Raw genomic sequence first — 18,879 nt, forward strand, 5'->3', positions numbered from 1 at the left:
CTCAGCCCTGCGACAGCAGATAGGGTACGCCGCAGCGCTCGCACAGCGGCCGCAGGCGCGCGGCCAGCGCCTCGGGAATGGGCACGCCGTCGCGCAGCCTGCGCTGGCGTTCCGCGGCCTCGGGATCGCCCGGCACCAGCACGGGTTGGGACGCATCGGCGGGCGGGGTCTCGTGCATGGTGTCGATCAGCTCGTCCATGTCTTGCGCGAAGCTGCCCGCCTCGCGGAACGCCGACGGATCCAGCGCCAGGAAGAAGTGGCCGATGTCGTCCGGGTCGCCCGGCTTGCGGCGCCGCGCATGGCGCGCCGCAAGCGCGCTGCCGCCCAGCGTGCCGCCCAGCACCTGCGCCAGCAGGGCCAGCCCGTAGCCCTTGTGGCTGCTCATGGCCGGCGTGCCGCCCAACGGCGTCAGGCCGCCCTCGGCATGCTGGAAGATGTAGCGCATGGCCTCGGCCGGATCGGTGACGCTGGCGCCCGCGCCGTTCACGGCCCAGCCGGGCGGCAGGGCCTTGCCATGGAAGTCGTACACCTTGACCTTGTTGGCGGCCACGGTGGTGGTGGCCATGTCGAGCACCAGCGGCTCGTTGCGTTCGGCCGGCGCGCCGAAGGCGATGGGGTTGGTGCCCAACACGGGCATGGCGCCGTGCGTGGGCACCAGTATCAGCGTGGTGGCGCTGCTGGTGACCAGCCCCACCAGGCCGCGCCGCACCGCCAGGCGCGCATACACGCCCGCCGCGCCGAAGTGATGCGAATTGCGCACCGCCACCGCGCCCACGCCATGCGCCAGCGCCTTGTCCACGGCCAGCTCCATGGCCTGCGCCGACACCGGATGGCCCAGTCCGCCGCAACCGTCCAGCAGCGCGCTGGCGGTGCCGTCGCGGGCCAGCCGCGGCCTGGCGTCGATGCGCAGCGTGCCCGCGCGCAGCCGGTCCTCATAGCTCGGCAGCATGGAAATGCCGTGCGAATCCACCCCCAGCAGATCGGTCTCGGCCATCAGGCCGGCGGCCGTATCGGCCAGGTCCCGCGGCATGCCCCATGCCGTCAGCACCATCAGTATCTGTTCTCGCACCGCCTCGATGCGCACGCACGCCGTCGTTGCCGGATCGCCTGCCACTGCCTGTCTCCCATGCGGGTCGCCGCCCGCGTGCTCGTGTTCTTCCGCCACGCCGCGGCACGGCCGCGCGGCGGTACCTCGCTCTGCTAATCGTCGCGCTCGCGGTCCACCAGCCGGTGCAGCGCCTGTCCCAGGTGGAACTGCATGGTCACCTTGGCGCGCTCGGAGTCCTGCTCGCGGATCGCGTCCAGAATGGCCGCGTGCTCGTCCGCCACGCGCTGCGCGCGCTGGCGCGAGCCGGTGCGCGTCAGGTTCAGCGTCAGGCGCATGAAGCCGCTGATGGATTCGTGGATGCTCTCCAGCACCCCCAGGAAGTAATCGTTGCCGCTGGCCTCGGCGATGGCGGCATGAAAAGCCAGGTCCGCCGAGGCCGACACGCGGCCGCTCTGCAAGGCGTCGATGAAGGCATTGTGCGCCTGCACGATGCGGCGCAGCTGGTCGTCGGTGCGGCGCAGCGCGGCCAGGCGGGCGGCGTCGGCCTCCAGCGCCAGCCGCACCTCCTGCGCGCGCAGATAGGCAGCCACGTTCTGCACGCCATCGAAGGTCTTCAGGCGCGGCGCCGGCTGGTGGCTGACGAAGGTGCCCAGGCCTTGGTGCGCCATGACCAGCCCGTCGGCGCGCAGCCGCAGCAGGGCCTCGCGCACCACCGGACGCGACACGCCATACATCTCGCAGATTTCGTGTTCCGAGGGCAGCTTGTCGCCCACATTGAGGCGGCCTTCGACGATCTGGTCGAATATCTGGCCATACAGCTGGTCGGCCAGCCGCACCCGCTGGCCCCGTTCCAGCGCGCGCACGGCCTCGTCGCGGCCCCGCTCGGTGGGCATGGCTATCGGGGCTTTTCTGGGGGGCACCTGTCTTCCTTATGCAGCATGGCGGCGTGTGGCGGGGCTATGGTAGCCCGTTCGCCGCCGCACCGCCCTCATCCGCCCGCCACGCCTTGCGTGTTGACGTATACCGCATACACCGAGCGGCTGGCCGCCATGAACAGCCGGTTGCGCTGCGGACCGCCGAAGCACAGGTTGGCGCAGCGCTCGGGCAGCTTGATGTGGCCCAGCAGCTTGCCTTGCGGCGACACCGCCATCACCCCGTCCTTGCCCTCGCCCATGCCCCAGCCGCACCACAGGTTGCCGTCCACGTCGCACCGCATGCCGTCGATGGTGGCGTCGACGGCCTCGAGGAATACGTTGCGGTTGCCCAGCCGCGTGCCGCCGTCCAGCACGTCGTAGACGTGGATCAGGCGATGCGGCGTGGCGCGCCCCTCGACCACGTACAGCTTGCTTTCGTCGGGAGAGAAGCACAGGCCGTTGGGGCCTTTGAGGTCGGTGATGACGGCGGTGGCGGCGCCGGTCTTGCCGTCGATGCGGTACACCGACTGCGGCAGCTCGGACTGCGCCGCGCGCCCCTCGTAATTGCCGCCGATGCCGAAGGGCGGATCCGTGAACCACACCGACCCGTCCGAGCGGCACACGATGTCGTTCGGCGAGTTCAGGCGCTTGCCCTCATAGCGATCCAGCAGCACGGTGATGGACCCGTCGTATTCCGTGCGCGTGACGCGCCGCGTGAGATGCTCGCACGTCAGCAGCCGCCCCTGGCGGTCGCGCGTGTTGCCGTTGGAATAGTTCGACGGCCGGCGGAACGCGCTCACCTGCCCGGTTTCCTCGTCCCACTTCATGATGCGATCGGCCGCCACGTCGCTCCACAGCAGATAGCGTCCATCGCCGAACCACACCGGACCTTCGCACCATCGCATGCCCGTGGCGAGCTGCTCGACCGCGGCATTGAACAGCCGATACTTGTCGAAGGCCGGGTCCAGCGACACGATGGCCGGGTCGGGATAGCGCTGCGCGGGCTGCCAGGCGTGCGCCATGCCAGGCAACAGCGCCGCGGCGCCCGCGGCGCGCAACACCGTGCGCCGCCCCGCGCTGACGTTGTGTTTCATGGACCTCGATGTTGCGTGCACCGGCAAGTCGCCGGACGGCCGATCTGCTTCATGCATGCGTGTCTCCTCGTTCGAAGCGGCGGCGTCGTCGCGCCGTTGCAGGGGTCGCGGCATGACCCGCGATGAGTCATGAGCGGCCCGGCGCGCGGAACCGCTCGGCGGGCCGGTTCATTCGCGCATTGGCTCAGGCCGGCGCCACGCCGCGGTCCCATTCGAGCAGGGCCCGGGCAACCGGCGCGACACGCTGGCGCTCGGACTCGGACAGACCGGTCAGCAGGGGCAGCATCGGCCCCATGTCTGCCACGCCGGAGAGCGTCACGGCGTCGTGCAGCACGCGGATGGGACTGATGCCATCGCGGCAATCCTCCAGCGGCAGATAGGCCTGGCGGACCTGTTCGGCTTCCTCGTAATGGCCGTCGCGCAGCAGACCGAGCAGGCGCATCGAGCCGCGCGGCGCCACGCAGACGGAACCGGACGTGAAACTCTGCAGTCCGAAACCCCGCATGTGTTCGATGGCCGGACGTTCGCCGATGCCGCTGACGATCCAGCGCGAATCGACCGCCTCGCGCAGCGCCGACAGGTAGGGATCGTCCGCCGGATCGTCACGCACCACCGCGTACTTCAGCGCGGCGATGCGCCCTTCTTCGATCAGGCGCGCCACCGTCGCAGGCGCCAGATAGTCGGCGCTCTTGATGTAGACCACTGCCGGCTTGCCCAGCGCATCGCTGAAGCGACGCACGCCGTCGGCCAGGCCGGCGTCGGTGTACGGGAACGACATCGGCAGCAGCATGGCCGTGGGAAATTCGCGCGTGCGCAGGATCGCGGCCTGGTCCATCAGCTTGCCGAAATCGGGCCCCGCGGAAGGCAGCACCCAGGTGTCCGCGCCGGCCGCCTCGGCCAGGAAATCCACCAGCCGGGCGTACTCGCTGACGCCCACGTTGTAGAAGTTCGCGTTGCCGCCGTACATGACGCTGCGTACGCCGCCATCTTCGAGATGGCGCAGCAGCGCGCGATTGGCCGCCTCGTTCAGCGACAGGTCGGCGCTGCGCGCCAGCGGCGGCACCGCGATGACGGAGCGCCGCAGGTCTGCGGCGGTGACCGGGGTGGTTTTCATGGAGAGGCAGGCTCCTGGAAAGCGCGGAGGAAAGACCCACGGCACCGCGCACAGGACGCGGCCCGACAGCCGACACGGCCCGTTGTCTGATGACTGGCTCGGCAGCCGTTTACTTGATTGACAAGTAAAAACTCTATACCTATATTGTCTTACAAGCAAGCATACGCAAGGCCTACGCCACTCCGCCGCCGGCACGCGGGATATGCCGGCGCGGCCAGCAGTTCGACGATAGATGCGCGGTCACGCGCACACCCAGGAGACGAATCCATGCTTGTCGTACCTCTACGCCTGCGCGCCGCCTGCGCCGCCCTGGTGGCGGGCGCCTGCCTGACCATGCCCGCTCACGCCCAGAACGCCCAGGGCTACCCCGATCGCGAGGTCCGCATCCTCGTGCCCTTTCCGGCCGGCGGCACCACCGACATCGCCGCGCGCGTGGTGGCGGCCGAACTCGGCAAGGCCTGGAACAAGCCGGTCGTGGTCGACAACAAGGCCGGCGCGGGCGGCAACGTGGGCACGGGCGAAGCCGCCCGCGCCAAGCCTGACGGCTACACCCTGCTGATGGGCACCGTCAGCACGCATGCCATCAATCAATCCGTGTACGCCCAGCTGCCGTACGACCCGGTGAAAGACTTCGACCCGGTCACTCTCGTGATACCGGTGCCCAACATCCTCGAACTGAATCCTGCCTTCGCCGACCGGAACAACATCCGCAGCGTGTCCGACCTGGTGGCGTTCCTGAAAGCGAACCCGGGCAAGGTCAACATGGCGTCCACCGGCAACGGCACCTCCACGCATCTGTCGGGCGAGCTGTTCCAGGCGATGACGGGCACGCGGATGACGCACGTTCCCTACAAGGGCAGCAGCCCTGCGCTGACCGACGTGATGGCCGGTTCGGCCGACCTGATCTTCGACAACCTGCCCTCGTCCATGGGCTTCCTGAAGGCGGGCAAGCTGCGGCCGCTGGCGGTCACCACCGCCAAGCGCTCGCCCGCGCTGCCCGACGTGCCCACCATGGCCGAGGCCGGCATCGCGGGCTACGAGGCGTCCAGCTGGTTCGGCCTGTTGGCGCCGGCGGGCACGCCGCCCGCCATCATCGACAAGGTGCAGCGCGACGTGGCGCGCGCGCTGCAGCAGGAGGATGTGAAACGTCAGCTGCAGGCCCAGGGCGCCGAGCCCTCGGGCATCACGCCCGCCGCCTTCAAGGCCTTCATGGCGCAGGAAACCGACAAGTGGGCCAAGGTGGTCCGGCAGTCGGGCGCCAAGGTGGACTGAAGGCGCCGGACGCACACCAGACCCGGCTCGCGCAGCATGGCGGGCCTCAGAGGACGTCGTCGCGACGCGCGGCCGGCGGCGCCCGATACAACGACACACGCGCACCAGGAGACATCGTGTACAGACTGACCAGCGTCATCGCCATGGCCTGCGCCCTGCTCGGCGCGGCCGCCCCCACCCAGGCCCAGCAGTACCCCGACAAGCCGGTCACGATGATCGTGCCCTTCGTGCCGGGCGGCTCGTCCGACATCACGGGACGCTCGGTCACGCCCGGCCTGGCCAAGCTCCTGGGCCAGACCTTCGTGGTCGAGAACAAGGCCGGCGCCAACAGCGCCATCGGCGCGCAGGCCCTGGCGCGCGCCACGCCGGATGGCTACACCATGATGGTGGGCTCGATCGGCACCTTCGCCATCAACGAGGCCCTGTACAAGTCGCTGCCGTACAACCCCAGCAAGGACTTCACGTACCTCACCCAGGCGGTGCGCAATCCCAACCTGCTGGTCGCGCCCGTGTCCTTCCCGGCCAGCACGGTGGCTGAACTGGTCGCCTACGCCAAGAAGAATCCGGACAAGGTGTCGTATGCCTCGTCGGGCACGGGCTCGTCCGACCACCTGTCGGCCATCCTGTTCCGCCAGCGCACCAACACCACCGGCGTGGACGTGCCCTACAAGGGCGGCGCCGCCGCCATCGCGGACCTGATCGGCGGACAGGTCAACGTATCGTTCCAGAACCTGGGCGCGGTGCTGACGCACGTCAAGGCAGGCAAATTGAAGGCCCTGGCCGTCACGGGCGAATCGCGCGTGCCCGACCTGCCCAACGTGCCGACCCTCGCCGAGGCCGGGATTCCCGATACCGTCGTGTACTCGTGGCAAGGCTTCGCCGTGCCCAAGGGCACGCCGGAACCCGTCGTGAAGAAGCTCTCCGATGCGCTGCGCACCACGCTGCGCGATCCGCAGGTCGAGAAGACGCTGCAGGGACTGGGCTTCGAGGTGGTCGCCAGCTCGCCCGAAGAGTTCGCGAAGTTCCAGCAGGCCGAAGTGAAGCGCTGGAAGGACGTCATTCAGAAGGCCGGCATCGAGCTGCAGTGACGCTTCAGCCGCGGCCGGCGCGCACGCCGCCGGCCGCGGAATCAAGTAGCATCTGTTTCGCCCTCACTCCACACCGCAACCATGACCAAACCCCGCATTCTCCAAGTCGGATCGCTGGCCGGATCCCCCTCTGCCAACGCGCGCCTGGCCGATACGTACGACGTATTCGAACTATGGAAGCATGAAGACCGCGCACGCGCGCTGGCCGAGCATGCCCAGGACATCACCGTGCTGGTCACTTCGGCCAACATGGGCGCCAACGCCGAACTCATCGACGCCCTGCCGTCCCTCAAGGCCATCTGCAGCTGGGGCGTGGGCTTCGAGACCATCGCGCTGGACGCGGCGCGCGAACGCGGCGTGCAGGTCAGCAACACCCCCGACGTGCTCACCGACTGCGTGGCCGACCTGGCCTGGGGCCTGATGATCGCTGGTGCCCGGCGCATGAGCCTGGGCGACCGCTTCGTACGCGAAGGCAAATGGGGCCAGGTGCACGGCAGCATCCCGCTGGGCACGCGCGTCAGCGGCAAGAAGCTCGGCATCATCGGGCTGGGCCGCATCGGCGAGGCCATCGCACGCCGCGGCCAGGGCTTCGACATGGAGGTGCGCTATCACAATCGCCGCCAGCGCGACGACGTGCCGTACGGTTACGAGGCCTCGCTGGTCGAACTGGCCCGCTGGTCCGACTTCCTGGTGGTCGCCACCGTGGGCGGCCCCGGCACGCGCCACCTGGTGGACCAGCAGGTCATCGAAGCGCTGGGTCCCAAGGGCCTGATCGTGAACATCGCGCGCGGCCCGGTCATCGACGAGGCGGCGCTGGTGGCGGCACTGCAGGCCGGCAAGCTGGGAGGCGCGGCGCTGGACGTGTTCGAACACGAACCCAAGGTGCCCGATGCCCTGAAGCAGCACGACGACACGGTGCTGCTGCCGCACATCGGCAGCGCCACCTATGAAACGCGTCTGGCGATGGAGAACCTGATGCTGGACAACGTGAAGGCGTATTTCGAGACCGGCAAGGTCATCACGCCAGTGGAGTGAGCATGCGCGGGCGCACGGGCCGCAACGGCCTGCCGCCCGCGGCGTCAGACTTCGCGTTCCTCGGTCTTCAGCTGATTGTCGCGCGCGAACTCGACCACGAACTTGTAGGCCAGCGGCTCCAGTTCGCGCAGCCGCTGGTCCACCACGATGCCGCGCACGCCGTCCATGACGACGGGCAGCACATAGGGCGAATACGTCAGGTGGTTGCCGCCGCAGCCGGGCGGCTTGAACTGCGACATCACGCCGGCAAGGCGCTCGGCCCAATCGCTGGGACGGAATCGGGCGCCGCTTTCGGTGACGCCGTGGATAATGAATTGTCTGACAGGATTTGCCATGGATTCTTCAATGCGGGCCGCGCATGGGACGCCGGGATCGGCCGCGTCTTCGACTTGCTGCCCCTGAGAGGCGCTTTTGCCCTGGGAGCGGCTCCCCGACAAAAAAGCGACCCGCGCCGCGAATTGTATATGATTGATCCTTTCGCCCCGCGCTTCGTTCCCCAATAAACCGGAAACACGCGTACGCGGCGAGTTGCGCGCGGCGAGCGGCCGACGGCCGGCTCGCTCGTCCCGCGCCCATTGCCGCCGCGCCGCCCGCAGGAATTCGCCCGCCACGCCGGCGGCCCCGCGCAGGCGCAGCGCGGTTCCCCTCACGGAGTACCCGCGATGTCATCGCCACTGGTCAACATCTATTCCCGCTTGCCCGTCTCGTTCACGCATGGCCAGGGCGTATGGCTGTTCGATGCGCAGGGTCGCAAGTATCTCGATGGACTGGCCGGCATCGGCGTCTCGTGCCTGGGACACGGCCACCCCCGCCTGGTCGCCGCCATCGCCGAACAGGCCGCGCGCGTCATCCATACCTCGAACATCTACGAGATTCCGCAGCAGGCCGCGCTGGCGCAGCGTCTGGCCGAGCTGTCGGGCATGGAGGAAGTCGCCTTCGCCAACAGCGGTTCCGAAGCCAACGAGGCGGCCATCAAGCTGGCGCGCTACTACGGCCACCAGCGCGGCAACGACCTGCCGCACATCATCTCGATGGATTCGTCGTGGCATGGCCGCACGCTGGGCACGCTGGCCGCCACGGGCAGCGAGAAGGCGCGCAAGGGTTTCGAACCCCTGCCGGCCGGCTTCATCCAGGTGCCGTACAACAGCCTGGACGCCGTGCGCCGCGCCGGCGACGACGAACCACGCACCGTGGCCGTGCTGCTCGAGGTGCTGCAGGGCGAAGGCGGCATCCGCCCGTCCGACCTCGAATACGTACGCGGCCTGCGCGAACTGTGCGATGCGCGCGGCTGGCTGCTCATGATCGATGAAGTGCAGTCCGGCATCGGCCGCACCGGCAAGTGGTTCGCTCACCAGTGGGCCGGCATCCGGCCCGACGTGATGACGCTGGCCAAGGGCCTGGCGGGCGGCGTGCCGATCGGCGCCATGGTGGCCGCGGGTCCGGCCGCCGGCGTGCTGACGCCGGGCAGCCATGGCACCACTTTCGGCGGCAGTCCGCTGGCCTGCGCGGCCGGCCTGGCCGTCATCGACGCGCTCGAACACGAAGGCCTGCTCGATAACGCCGCCGAGGTCGGAGCCTATCTGCACGACGCCCTGTCGCAGGCGCTGTCCGGCGTGCCCGGCGTCACCGAAGTGCGCGGCCGCGGCCTGATGCTGGGCATCGAGGTCGACCGCCCCTGCGGCATCCTGGCAACCCGCGCCATGCACGCCGGGCTGTTGATCAACGTGACGCGCGAGCGCGTGGTGCGCCTGCTGCCCCCGCTCATCCTCAGCCGCGCCGAGGCCGACGAGATCGTCCGCCTGCTTGTGCCGCTGATCACGCAGTTCCTGGCGGACCAGGCATAATTCCCGCGCGGAGCGGCGTCACGAGCGCCCTCCGCGGCTCCAAGCACCGCGAAACCACCATGACTCCTCCTGCGAATCAAAACGGCCCCTTGCGGCATTTCCTGCAGTTCAAAGACCTGTCGTCCGCCGAGATCACGTACGTGCTCGAGCGCGCCCGTCTCATCAAGAACAAGTTCAAACGCTACGAACCCCACATGCCGCTGCACGACCGCACGCTGGCCATGGTGTTCGAGAAGGCCAGCACGCGCACCCGCGTCTCGTTCGAGGCGGGCATGTACCAGATGGGCGGCTCGGTCATCAACCTGACGTCCACCGACTCGCAGCTGGGCCGCGCCGAACCCATCGAAGATACCGCGCGCGTCATCTCGCGCATGGTCGACATCGTCATGATCCGCACCTTCGAGCAGACGCGCATCGAACGCTTCGCCGCGCACTCGCGCGTGCCGGTCATCAACGGCCTCACCAACGAATACCATCCGTGCCAGATCCTGGCCGACATCTTCACGTACATCGAGCACCGCGGCCCCATCGCCGGCAAGACGGTGGCATGGGTCGGCGATGCCAACAACATGTCCTATACGTGGCTGCAGGCGGCGGAACTGCTGGGCTTCACGCTGCACGTGTCCACGCCGTCGGGCTACGAGCTCGAGCCGGCGCGCATCGGCACGCCGCCGGCGGGCACGCTGCGCCAGTTCAAGGATCCCATGGAAGCCTGCCGCGGCGCGCACCTGGTCACCACCGACGTGTGGACCAGCATGGGCTACGAGGCCGAGAACGAAGAGCGCCGCGCCGCGTTCGCCGACTGGTGCGTCGACGCCGACATGATGGCGGCTGCCGATCCACAGGCCATCTTCATGCACTGCCTGCCCGCCCACCGCGGCGAGGAAGTCACGGGCGACGTCATCGACGGCCCGCAAAGCGTGGTGTGGGACGAGGCTGAGAACCGCATGCACGTGCAGAAGGCGCTGATGGAGTTCCTGCTGCTGGGCCAGATCGCCGACTGATCCATCACGCGGCGCGCCGGGCTAGGCGCTACTGCACGCTGATGCCCGCTTCCTTCGCCAGCTTGCGCCAGGCCGGCACTTCGGCGTGCACGACGTCGTCGAGCTCCTTGGCCGTGCTGCCCACCGCCACGGCGCCCTGTTCCAGGAAGGCCTTCTGCACGGCGGGGTCGCGGGCCGCGGCAGCCAGCGCCGCCTGCACCTTGTCCACCACCGCCGCCGGCGTGCCGGCCGGCGCGAACACCGCGTACCACGAATCGACATTGAAACCGGGCACTGTCTCGGCCACGGCCGGCACGTCGGGCAGCACGGGCGTGCGCTTGGCGGTGGAGACCGCGAGCGCCTTCAGGCGCCCCTCTTTGATGTGGCCCGTTACAGAGGGCAGCGAAACCCACAGCAGCGGAATCTGCCCGGCCAGCACGTCCACCGTGGCCGGACCGCCGCCGCGATAGGGCACGTGCAGCAGCGGCTTCTGCGTACGCAGCCGCAGCAGCTCGCCGGCGATGTGACTGGGCGAACCGGTGCCCGCCGAACCATAGGGCAGCTGCTGCTGCCTGCCCGCGTACTCGATCAGTTCGGCCAGCGTATCGGCCGGCACATTGGGATTGGCCACCAGCACCTGCGGCGCCGAAGCCACCAGCGAGACCGACGCCAGATCCTTCAAGGTATCGAACGGCAGGTTGGCGTAGATGGCGGGGTTGATGGTGTGCGAGGACAGCGTGATCAGCAAGGTATAGCCGTCGGGCGCGGCCTCCGCCACGTGGCGGGTGGCGATGGTGCCGCCCGCGCCGCCCCGGTTTTCGATCACGACGGGCTGGCCCAGCGACTTCGCCAGCGGCGCCTGGAGAATGCGCGCCGCCACGTCCACGCTGCCGCCCGGCGGGTACGACACCACCAGCGTGATGGGCTTGGCGGGATAGGGCTGCACGGCGTGGGCCGCGGGCGCCAGGGGCAGCACGGCCAGCATGACCAGATGCGCCAGCCGGCGCAGGACGGTAGTAGACATGGGAAAACGCTCCGAGGCGGGACTGCGCCATGAAAATCGAACTAGCGATTCTGCGCATGGATGGCCCGAGGACGAACGTTTAGATTTGCATTTGGATATATCCGCTGAATGGTTGCCGCATCCGCCCGCAGGCGGACGTAGCGGTCCGGCGCTTCGAGGTCCGGGTCGTCCAAACGCGCTAGAATCACGTGTTACACCCGTGTGGCGGCGGCCTGCCGCTTTTTCGTTGGCGTTCACTGTCGAGCAATGACCACTATCCTCCCGAACCTTCCCACCGGCCAGAAGGTCGGCATCGCCTTCTCCGGCGGCCTGGATACCAGCGCCGCCCTGCTCTGGATGCGTGAGAAAGGCGCCATTCCGTACGCCTACACCGCCAACCTGGGCCAGCCCGACGAACCCGACTACGACGACATTCCTCGTCGCGCCATGCAGTACGGCGCCGAGAACGCCCGGCTCATCGACTGCCGCGCGCAGCTCGTGGCCGAAGGCATCGCGGCCCTGCAGGCCGGGGCCTTCCACATCTCGACGGCCGGCATCACGTACTTCAACACCACGCCCATCGGCCGCGCCGTCACCGGCACCATGCTGGTGGCCGCCATGAAAGAAGACGGCGTCAACATCTGGGGTGACGGCAGCACGTTCAAGGGCAACGACATCGAGCGCTTCTACCGCTACGGCCTGCTGACCAACCCCGAGCTGAAGATCTACAAGCCCTGGCTCGACCAGCAGTTCATCGACGAACTGGGCGGCCGCGCCGAGATGTCCGAGTACATGCGCCGCGCCGGCTTCGACTACAAGATGTCGGCCGAAAAGGCGTACTCCACCGACTCGAACATGCTGGGCGCCACGCACGAGGCCAAGGATCTCGAGAACCTGAACTCCGGCATCCGCATCGTCAAGCCCATCATGGGCGTGGCGTTCTGGCGCGACGACGTGGCCGTGGCCGCCGAGGAAGTCACCGTGCGCTTCGAGGAAGGTCAGCCGGTGGCGCTGAACGGCGTCGAGTATGCCGACCCCGTCGAACTGCTGGCCGAAGCCAACCGCATCGGCGGCCGCCACGGCCTGGGCATGAGCGACCAGATCGAGAACCGCATCATCGAAGCCAAGAGCCGCGGCATCTACGAGGCCCCGGGACTGGCGCTGCTGTTCATCGCCTACGAGCGCCTGGTCACCGGCATCCACAACGAAGACACCATCGAGCAGTACCGCGACAACGGCCGCAAGCTGGGTCGCCTGCTGTACCAGGGCCGCTGGTTCGACCCGCAAGCCATCATGCTGCGCGAAACCGCGCAGCGCTGGGTGGCGCGCGCCATCACCGGCGAGGTCACGGTCGAGCTGCGCCGCGGCAACGACTACTCCATCCTCGACACGGTGTCGTCCAACCTGACCTACGCGCCCGAGCGCCTGTCCATGGAAAAGGTCGAGAACGCGCCGTTCACGCCAGCCGATCGCATCGGCCAGCTCACCATGCGCAACCTCGACATCGTCGATACCCGCGAAAAGCTCTTCACCTACGTCAAGACCGGGCTCCTGGCCTCCTCCGGCGGCGCCGCCCTGCCCCAGCTGCAGGACGGCGCGTCCGGCAAGAAGAAGCCTTGAATCAGCATGGCCCGGACGGCGCAGGCGCAATGACCAAGATCCTCATCGTCGACGACGAGCCGCTGGTGGCTGAAATGCTGCAAGACCGCCTCGAGGCCGAAGGCTTCGAGGTGGTCATCCAGCACAATGGGCTGGATGCGCTGCAGACCATGCTGACGCTGCGGCCCGACGTGGTCATCTCCGACCTGATGATGCCCAGCATGGGCGGCGTGCCCATGCTGACCGCAATGCAGGAAAACGCCTACCTGGCCGATACGCCCGTCATCCTGATGAGCGGGCGTTCCGAGGACGACGTGCCGCGGGACTGCCGCAATTACGCGGCGTTCCTGCGCAAGCCCATGGCGCTGGACGACATGGTGGCCGCGGTGCAACGGGTGACGTCCCGGCACGACTGACGCGTCGGCTGCGGGCTCGACAGAAGGGCTGGGGCAGGCCGGCTCGACAGGCGCGCCCGCGCTGCCTGGCACGGCTTTGCCCTACAGCTCCACCTGCATGCCCATCTCCACCACGCGGTTGGGCGGTATCTTGAAGAACCTGGTGCTGCGCGTGCCGTTGCGCGCCATGAAGGCGAACACCGCGCGCCGCCAGCGCGACATGGCGGGCCGATGCCCGGCCACCACGGTCTGGCGCGACAGGAAGAACGAGGTGCGCATGGGCTCCAGGTCCAGCTCGGGATAAGCTTCCGCCACCTCGCGCAACGATACCGGCACGTCGGGATCTTCCTTGAAGCCGTAGTACACCGCCAACTGCCAGCTGGAGTGGCTGATTCGCGCCAGCTTGAAGCGCTCGTCCGGCGCGACATACGGCACGTCGGCCACGCAGATGCTGAGGAACAGCACCTGCTCGTGCAGCACCCTGTTGTGCTTCAGGTTGTGCAGCAGCGCGGGTGGCACGAAGCCCGGGTTCAAGGTCATGAACACCGCGGTGCCGTCCACGCGCGCCGGCGGATATTCCTCGAGCTGGTTCATGAACTCCGGCAGCGGCTGGCGATCGCGCGCCTGCAGCTCGGCCAGCAGGTACCGGCCGCGGCGCCACGTCATCATCAGCACATAGACCACCACCCCCACCGCCAGCGGCAGCCAGCCGCCCTCGTGCACCTTCAGCACGTTGGAGCTGAACAGCAGCACGTCCACCACCAGCAGCACGCCCAGCACGGCCAGCCACAGCACGCGACGCCCGCCCATCACGCCCGGCAGTACCGAAAAGGCCAGCACGGAGGTCGTGAGCATCGTGCCCGTGACGGCGAAGCCGTACGCCGCCGCCAGGTTCTCGGAGTTGCGGAACATCAGGACCAGCACCAGCACCGCGCACAGCAGCAGCGCGTTGACCTGCGGCAGGTAGATCTGGCCCTTCTCGAGCGCCGAGGTGTGCAGGATCTGCATGCGCGGCCAGAAGCCCAGTTGCACGGCTTGGCGCGTGACCGAATAAGCGCCCGAGATGACGGCCTGCGACGCCACCACGGTCGCCACCGTGGCCAGCGCCACCAATGGCACCAGCGCCCAGTCCGGCGCCATCAGGAAGAAGGGATTGCGCAACGCCGCGGGATCGCGCAGCAGCAGCGCGCCCTGCCCGAAATAGCAGGCGGTCAGCGCGGGCAGCACCATGTAGAACCATGCGGTGCGGATGGCCGGCCGGCCGAAATGGCCCATGTCGGCGTACAGCGCCTCGGCGCCCGTCAGCGCCAGCACGATGGCGCCCAGCAGCAGGAAGCTGGCGCCGGGATGGTCGAGCACGAAACGCATTGCGAGCAAGGGGTTCAGCGCCGCCAGCACCTCGGGCGTCTGCACGATCTGCCACACGCCCAGCACGCCCAACGTGCCGAACCACAGCGCCATGATCGGGCCGAACAGCCGGCCCATGGTGCCCGTGCCGCGCGACTGGATGCCGAACAGCAGCACCAGCACCACGATGGCCATCGGCACCACCCAATGATCGAGCCGGTGCGACACCACGCCGATGCCCTCCAGCGCCGACAGCACCGAGATCGCGGGCGTGATCATGCTGTCGCCGTAGAACAGCGCCGCGCCGAAGATGCCCAGCCCGATCAGCACCGCACGGCTGCGCCCTTGCCGGCCGCGCACGGCAAGCTCCAGCAGCGCCAACGTGCCGCCCTCGCCGCGGTTGTCGGCGCGCAGCACCAGCGACACGTACTTGAACGACACCACCAGCATCAACAGCCAGAACAGGATCGACAGAATGCCGAGCACGTGGCCGGGCTGGACTTCGTCGAAGGCCGTCAGGCAGGCGCGCAGCGTGTACAGCGGACTGGTGCCGATGTCGCCATAGACGACCCCGAGCGCGCCGAGGATCAGCACGCGCCTGGACGAGGCAGAGCCGTTGGCGGGATTGGGAAGGCTCATTGGGGTACTCTCGTGTGCTGCGGGCGCGCCGCGCCGATGGGGATTTTCTTGGTGCTGCGCACTACGGATTCGCGCTTGGGGCGGCCCGGCGCGCCGATAGGGATATCCTCCGTGCTGCGCACTACGGATTCGCGCTTGGGGCGGCCCGGCGCGCTCATGCGCTACGCTCGTGCCGGTTCAATTGCGTGCCCTTGCGCGGGCCGGGGAACACCACGGACAACCGCGTGCCGGGATACTCTGGGCGGCTGGACAGCTTCCACCATGCGCCGTGCGCGTGCGCGATCTCGCGCACGATGGCCAGCCCCAGGCCCGAGCCGCCGGCCGCGGCGGTGGGCGAACGGTAGAAGGCCTCGAACACGCTCTCGCGCTCTTCGGGCGAAATGCCCGGCCCATCGTCCTCTACGGTCAGCGACGGCGGATTGGCGCCGACGGTGAGCGTGATGCGCCCCTGCGGCTTGCCGTAGCGCAGCGCGTTGTCGATCTGGTTGCCGAGCAGTTCGTCCAGCAGCAGCGGGTCGCCGTCGATCCATACCGGAAAGTCGGGCGCGACCAGATCCACCTCGACCTGCAGGGCCATCGCGCGCGGCAGCCATTCGGCGCCGCTCACGCGCACCCACTCGCACAGGTCCAGCCGCACGAACCGGTCCTGCGGCCTCGCATCGGGGTCGGCGCGCGCCAGCACCAGCAGCTGCTGGCCCAGGCGGATCATGCGGTCGCTGACCACCTTGATGCGTTCGGCCCGGGCGCGCACGTCGTCCGGCAGCGGCCGCGCCAGCATCAGTTCGGATTCGAGCCGCAGGCCGGACAGCGGCGTGCGCAGCTGGTGCGCCGCGTGCCCGATGAAGCGCCGCTGCGCTTTCAACGATGCGTCCAGGCGGCCCAGCAGGTCATTGATGTGGGTGACCAGCGGCGCGATCTCGGCCGGCAGGTCGGCCACGGCCATGGGCTGCATGTCGTCGATGGATCGCTGGCTGATCTCGTCGGCCAGGTGATTGACCGAACTGAGGCCCGAGCGCACGCCCTGGATGATGACGCCGGCGAACAAGCCGATGAGCAGCACCTGGCACACGACCATCAGCCAGAAGAAGTCTTCCAGCATCCACATGGACAGTTCGATCTTGTGCGTGATGACCCACGTGGCCGCCAGGTCGAGGAGCACCAGCACCAGGATGGGCGGCATGAGCCGGATGACGAGATGGCGCGCCAGCGAACCCACGGGCAGCCATCGGCCGCCGGGCGCAATCACGGGCGGCGTGGCGGAAGGATGTTGAGGCATGGCAGGATGGGCGGCAGGACTGGCCTGCCGTGCGGCCGCGGGCGGCGGGCCGGGCGCGTCACGCGTCCGATCCCACTTCCAGAAGATAGCCGAAGCCGCGCACGGTCTGGATGCTGGCCCCCGTGCCCTCCAGGCGCTTGCGCAGGCGGTAGACATAGACCTCGACCGCGTTCTCGCTGAAGTCCGCATCCCAGGCGGACAACGAGTTGACGATCTGGCGCTTGGTGACCACGCGTCCGACCCGCTGCATCAGCATCTCGAGCACGGAGAGCTCGCGCACCGACAGAGACAGGCGCTGCCCGTTGACGCGCACTTCGCGGCCCACGGTGTCGAACACCAGCGGACCGACCTCGATGAGCGGCTGGGCCACGCCGGTGCGGCGTCGCGCCAGGGCGCGGACGCGGGCGGCGAGCTCGGGCAGGTCGAAGGGTTTGGTGACGTAGTCATCCGCGCCGGCGTCCAGGCCCGCCACGCGGTCGTCCAGGCCGTCGCGCGCAGTGAGGATGAGCACGGGAACCTGATTGCCGTCCTGGCGCAGTTGGCGCAGCACTTCGAGGCCGCCCACGCCCGGCAGATTGAGATCGAGCAGGATGAGTTCGTACGACTGCCCCACCATGGCGCCCTGTACCGTGTCGCCCTCGGTAAGCCAGTCGACCGCATACCCCTGGTCGGACAGGAATTCCTGGAGAGCATGCCCCAGGGTGGTGTCGTCTTCGATGACTAGAACTCGCATGGCGCGATTCTAGCGCGATCCCGGACCATGCGGTGGGGTCCGACGGCAGGGATCACGCTTGCTCGAGAGGCCGTCAGCCGGCGGTCAGCAGACGGTAAGCGCCCCGTCAGCGAACGGCGGCAGCCGGCTGGCTGGCGGGGGCAGAGCCCGCGCCCGCGGCGCCCGGCTGGGCAGGCGCCGCACCGGGCGCCGGGGTGGTGATGAAGCCGATGCGCGACATGCCCGACCGGCGCGCCGAGGCCATGACCTTGGCCAGGGTCTCGTAGCGCGTGTTCTGGTCGGCGCGGATGCGCACCTCGGGCTGGGGCTTGTCGCGCGCCACCGTCAGGAAACGATTGGGCAGGTCGTCGATGGCGACCGGCTGTTCGTTCCAGAACAGCGCGCCGTTGGCATCGATGGCCAGGTCGATGGTCTTGGGATCTTCCTGGATCTGCTCGGCGCTGACCTGCGGCATGTTGATGCGGATCGAGTGCGCCAGCAGCGGCGCCGTGATGATGAAGATCACCAGCAGCACCAGCATGACGTCGATCAGCGGCACCATGTTTATGTCCGAGACCGTGTGGCTGCCCGAGCCCTTGTTGTCGAAGCCGCCGAACGCCATCATTCCCTCCCGCGGGGCGCGCCGGCCACCGGCGCCTGGCCGCGCAGCGCGCGCACCTTGCCGTTGGGCAGAGCGACCTGCTGGCCGGTGGTGAGGAACGCGAACAGGTCATGCGCGAAGGCGTCCAGGCGCGACAGGTACACGCGGTTGTTGCGCACGAACGCGTTGTAGGCCAGCACTGCCGGAATGGCCACGGCCAGGCCCAGCCCCGTCATGATGAGCGCCTCGCCCACCGGACCGGCGATGCGGTTGATGGTGACGCCATCGGCAAGGCCGATGCCCACCAGCGCGTGATACACGCCCCACACGGTGCCGAACAGGCCCACGAAGGGTGCGGTGGAACCCACCGAGGCCAGCACGGTCAGGCCGTTCTCGAGCTTGGCGGTTTCCTCGTCGATGACCTTGCGCATGGTGCGCGTGACGAATTCGCCGTTGGATCCCACCTCTTCGAGCTTGGTGGCGCCGTAGCGGGCATGATGGCTCTGCGCATGGATGGCGTGGCTGGCCAGGTGCGAGAACGGGTCGTGCGCGCCATGCGTGGCGATCTCGTTCTCGACCTGCTCGAGCGAGCCCGCGTTCCAGAACTTGGCGAGGAAGGTGCTGGTGCGGCTGCGCATGCGCATGTTGCTGAAGGCCTTGACCACGATGAGGTACCAGGTCACCAGCGACATCACGATCAGGATGAGGAACAGCGTCTTGCCGACGAAATCGCTTTGCGCGATGAAGTGCATGAAGCCCATGTCGGGCGCGGGCAGCGGCGCGTTGGCGGCGGCAGCGCCCAGCGCTTCGGCGGCGGGCTGTACCGGCGCGGCGGCGGCTGGAGCGGCGGGTGCGGCGGGTGCGCCCGTCGTCGCCTGAGCCAGCAGCGTGGCGTGTTGGATCGCGTTGGACATC

Annotated in this window: 18 protein-coding genes; 7 read left to right on the forward strand and 11 right to left on the reverse strand. The window is 68.5% G+C overall.

Annotated features, from left to right (window positions below):
- Window position 1: 1 nt before the first annotated feature.
- The 4 genes from CAL15_RS14760 to CAL15_RS14775 all read right to left on the reverse strand — a co-directional run bounded on the left by CAL15_RS14760 (window position 2) and on the right by CAL15_RS14775 (window position 4,170).
- The gene (locus CAL15_RS14760) at window positions 2–1,051 is read right to left on the reverse strand and encodes an Ldh family oxidoreductase (protein ID WP_232468237.1); all 1,050 of its coding nucleotides are present in this window, start codon (window positions 1,049–1,051) and stop codon (window positions 2–4) included.
- A gap of 149 nt (window positions 1,052–1,200) precedes the next feature.
- Window positions 1,201–1,941: a FadR/GntR family transcriptional regulator gene (locus tag CAL15_RS14765; RefSeq protein ID WP_086079294.1), complete on the reverse strand. Its 741-nt coding sequence runs from the start codon at window positions 1,939–1,941 to the stop codon at window positions 1,201–1,203.
- A 95-nt stretch (window positions 1,942–2,036) separates the two neighbouring features.
- Window positions 2,037–3,056, reverse strand: a complete 1,020-nt coding sequence (locus CAL15_RS14770; RefSeq protein ID WP_086079295.1) for an SMP-30/gluconolactonase/LRE family protein — start codon at window positions 3,054–3,056, stop codon at window positions 2,037–2,039.
- Window positions 3,057–3,240: 184 nt separating this feature from the next.
- Window positions 3,241–4,170 carry a dihydrodipicolinate synthase family protein gene (locus tag CAL15_RS14775; RefSeq protein ID WP_086079296.1) on the reverse strand — a complete coding sequence of 310 codons (930 nt, stop codon included), beginning with the start codon at window positions 4,168–4,170 and terminating at the stop codon, window positions 3,241–3,243.
- 267 nt (window positions 4,171–4,437) lie between these two features.
- On the opposite strand from CAL15_RS14775, the gene CAL15_RS14780 reads away from it, so the two are divergent.
- The 3 genes from CAL15_RS14780 (at window position 4,438) to CAL15_RS14790 (ending at window position 7,565) form a co-directional block, all read left to right on the forward strand.
- A complete protein-coding gene (locus CAL15_RS14780) occupies window positions 4,438–5,442 on the forward strand; it encodes a Bug family tripartite tricarboxylate transporter substrate binding protein (protein WP_086079297.1) in 1,005 nt (334 codons plus the stop codon).
- Window positions 5,443–5,585: 143 nt separating this feature from the next.
- Window positions 5,586–6,530 (forward strand): Bug family tripartite tricarboxylate transporter substrate binding protein, encoded by a 945-nt coding sequence (locus CAL15_RS14785; protein WP_086081110.1) that lies wholly within the window; start codon window positions 5,586–5,588, stop codon window positions 6,528–6,530.
- Between the two features lie 81 nt (window positions 6,531–6,611).
- On the forward strand, window positions 6,612–7,565 hold the full coding sequence (locus CAL15_RS14790) for a 2-hydroxyacid dehydrogenase (protein ID WP_086079298.1): 954 nt from the start codon (window positions 6,612–6,614) through the stop codon (window positions 7,563–7,565).
- A 44-nt stretch (window positions 7,566–7,609) separates the two neighbouring features.
- Here CAL15_RS14790 and CAL15_RS14795 read toward each other — a convergent pair whose 3' ends face one another.
- Complete coding sequence (locus CAL15_RS14795) at window positions 7,610–7,900, reverse strand: DUF3579 domain-containing protein (protein WP_086079299.1); 291 nt, start codon at window positions 7,898–7,900, stop codon at window positions 7,610–7,612.
- A 327-nt stretch (window positions 7,901–8,227) separates the two neighbouring features.
- Between CAL15_RS14795 and CAL15_RS14800 the strand changes: the two genes are divergently transcribed.
- Entirely contained in the window at window positions 8,228–9,409 is a 1,182-nt protein-coding gene (locus CAL15_RS14800; RefSeq protein WP_086079300.1) for an aspartate aminotransferase family protein, read from the forward strand.
- Between the two features lie 59 nt (window positions 9,410–9,468).
- Window positions 9,469–10,413: an ornithine carbamoyltransferase gene (argF, locus tag CAL15_RS14805; RefSeq protein ID WP_086079301.1), complete on the forward strand. Its 945-nt coding sequence runs from the start codon at window positions 9,469–9,471 to the stop codon at window positions 10,411–10,413.
- Between the two features lie 28 nt (window positions 10,414–10,441).
- Here argF and CAL15_RS14810 read toward each other — a convergent pair whose 3' ends face one another.
- Window positions 10,442–11,416, reverse strand: coding sequence for a tripartite tricarboxylate transporter substrate binding protein (locus tag CAL15_RS14810; RefSeq protein ID WP_086079302.1), 975 nt, complete (start codon window positions 11,414–11,416; stop codon window positions 10,442–10,444).
- Between the two features lie 246 nt (window positions 11,417–11,662).
- Between CAL15_RS14810 and argG the strand changes: the two genes are divergently transcribed.
- Both argG and CAL15_RS14820 read left to right on the forward strand, forming a co-directional pair.
- Window positions 11,663–13,015 (forward strand): argininosuccinate synthase, encoded by a 1,353-nt coding sequence (gene argG / locus CAL15_RS14815; protein WP_086079303.1) that lies wholly within the window; start codon window positions 11,663–11,665, stop codon window positions 13,013–13,015.
- Window positions 13,016–13,044: 29 nt separating this feature from the next.
- Window positions 13,045–13,410, forward strand: a complete 366-nt coding sequence (locus tag CAL15_RS14820) for a response regulator (RefSeq protein ID WP_086079304.1) — start codon at window positions 13,045–13,047, stop codon at window positions 13,408–13,410.
- Between the two features lie 81 nt (window positions 13,411–13,491).
- Here CAL15_RS14820 and CAL15_RS14825 read toward each other — a convergent pair whose 3' ends face one another.
- From CAL15_RS14825 to CAL15_RS14845, 5 genes are all read right to left on the reverse strand, one after another.
- Entirely contained in the window at window positions 13,492–15,375 is a 1,884-nt protein-coding gene (locus tag CAL15_RS14825; RefSeq protein WP_086079305.1) for a potassium transporter Kup, read from the reverse strand.
- 154 nt (window positions 15,376–15,529) lie between these two features.
- Window positions 15,530–16,651: a sensor histidine kinase gene (locus CAL15_RS14830; RefSeq protein WP_086079306.1), complete on the reverse strand. Its 1,122-nt coding sequence runs from the start codon at window positions 16,649–16,651 to the stop codon at window positions 15,530–15,532.
- A 58-nt stretch (window positions 16,652–16,709) separates the two neighbouring features.
- Window positions 16,710–17,384 (reverse strand): response regulator transcription factor, encoded by a 675-nt coding sequence (locus CAL15_RS14835; protein ID WP_086079307.1) that lies wholly within the window; start codon window positions 17,382–17,384, stop codon window positions 16,710–16,712.
- Between the two features lie 106 nt (window positions 17,385–17,490).
- Window positions 17,491–17,985, reverse strand: coding sequence for an ExbD/TolR family protein (locus CAL15_RS14840; protein WP_086081111.1), 495 nt, complete (start codon window positions 17,983–17,985; stop codon window positions 17,491–17,493).
- On the reverse strand, window positions 17,985–18,878 hold the full coding sequence (locus tag CAL15_RS14845) for a MotA/TolQ/ExbB proton channel family protein (RefSeq protein WP_086079308.1): 894 nt from the start codon (window positions 18,876–18,878) through the stop codon (window positions 17,985–17,987). Before CAL15_RS14845 ends, CAL15_RS14840 begins: the two co-directional genes overlap by 1 nt.
- Window position 18,879: the final 1 nt, after the last annotated feature.

It is taken from the genome of Bordetella genomosp. 13, from assembly GCF_002119665.1.
Taxonomy (GTDB): domain Bacteria; phylum Pseudomonadota; class Gammaproteobacteria; order Burkholderiales; family Burkholderiaceae_B; genus Bordetella.

Bases quoted from the DNA above. Each gene is read 5' to 3' on its own strand.
- CAL15_RS14760 (WP_232468237.1), bottom strand. From the start codon at position 1,051: ATGGTGCTGACGGCATGGGGCATGCCGCGGGACCTGGCCGATACGGCC.
- CAL15_RS14765 (WP_086079294.1), bottom strand. From the start codon at position 1,941: ATGCCCACCGAGCGGGGCCGCGACGAGGCCGTGCGCGCGCTGGAACGG.
- CAL15_RS14770 (WP_086079295.1), bottom strand. From the start codon at position 3,056: ATGAAACACAACGTCAGCGCGGGGCGGCGCACGGTGTTGCGCGCCGCG.
- CAL15_RS14775 (WP_086079296.1), bottom strand. From the start codon at position 4,170: ATGAAAACCACCCCGGTCACCGCCGCAGACCTGCGGCGCTCCGTCATC.
- CAL15_RS14780 (WP_086079297.1), top strand. From the start codon at position 4,438: ATGCTTGTCGTACCTCTACGCCTGCGCGCCGCCTGCGCCGCCCTGGTG.
- CAL15_RS14785 (WP_086081110.1), top strand. From the start codon at position 5,586: ATGGCCTGCGCCCTGCTCGGCGCGGCCGCCCCCACCCAGGCCCAGCAG.
- CAL15_RS14790 (WP_086079298.1), top strand. From the start codon at position 6,612: ATGACCAAACCCCGCATTCTCCAAGTCGGATCGCTGGCCGGATCCCCC.
- CAL15_RS14795 (WP_086079299.1), bottom strand. From the start codon at position 7,900: ATGGCAAATCCTGTCAGACAATTCATTATCCACGGCGTCACCGAAAGC.
- CAL15_RS14800 (WP_086079300.1), top strand. From the start codon at position 8,228: ATGTCATCGCCACTGGTCAACATCTATTCCCGCTTGCCCGTCTCGTTC.
- argF (WP_086079301.1), top strand. From the start codon at position 9,469: ATGACTCCTCCTGCGAATCAAAACGGCCCCTTGCGGCATTTCCTGCAG.
- CAL15_RS14810 (WP_086079302.1), bottom strand. From the start codon at position 11,416: ATGTCTACTACCGTCCTGCGCCGGCTGGCGCATCTGGTCATGCTGGCC.
- argG (WP_086079303.1), top strand. From the start codon at position 11,663: ATGACCACTATCCTCCCGAACCTTCCCACCGGCCAGAAGGTCGGCATC.
- CAL15_RS14820 (WP_086079304.1), top strand. From the start codon at position 13,045: ATGACCAAGATCCTCATCGTCGACGACGAGCCGCTGGTGGCTGAAATG.
- CAL15_RS14825 (WP_086079305.1), bottom strand. From the start codon at position 15,375: ATGAGCCTTCCCAATCCCGCCAACGGCTCTGCCTCGTCCAGGCGCGTG.
- CAL15_RS14830 (WP_086079306.1), bottom strand. From the start codon at position 16,651: ATGCCTCAACATCCTTCCGCCACGCCGCCCGTGATTGCGCCCGGCGGC.
- CAL15_RS14835 (WP_086079307.1), bottom strand. From the start codon at position 17,384: ATGCGAGTTCTAGTCATCGAAGACGACACCACCCTGGGGCATGCTCTC.
- CAL15_RS14840 (WP_086081111.1), bottom strand. From the start codon at position 17,985: ATGGCGTTCGGCGGCTTCGACAACAAGGGCTCGGGCAGCCACACGGTC.
- CAL15_RS14845 (WP_086079308.1), bottom strand. From the start codon at position 18,878: ATGTCCAACGCGATCCAACACGCCACGCTGCTGGCTCAGGCGACGACG.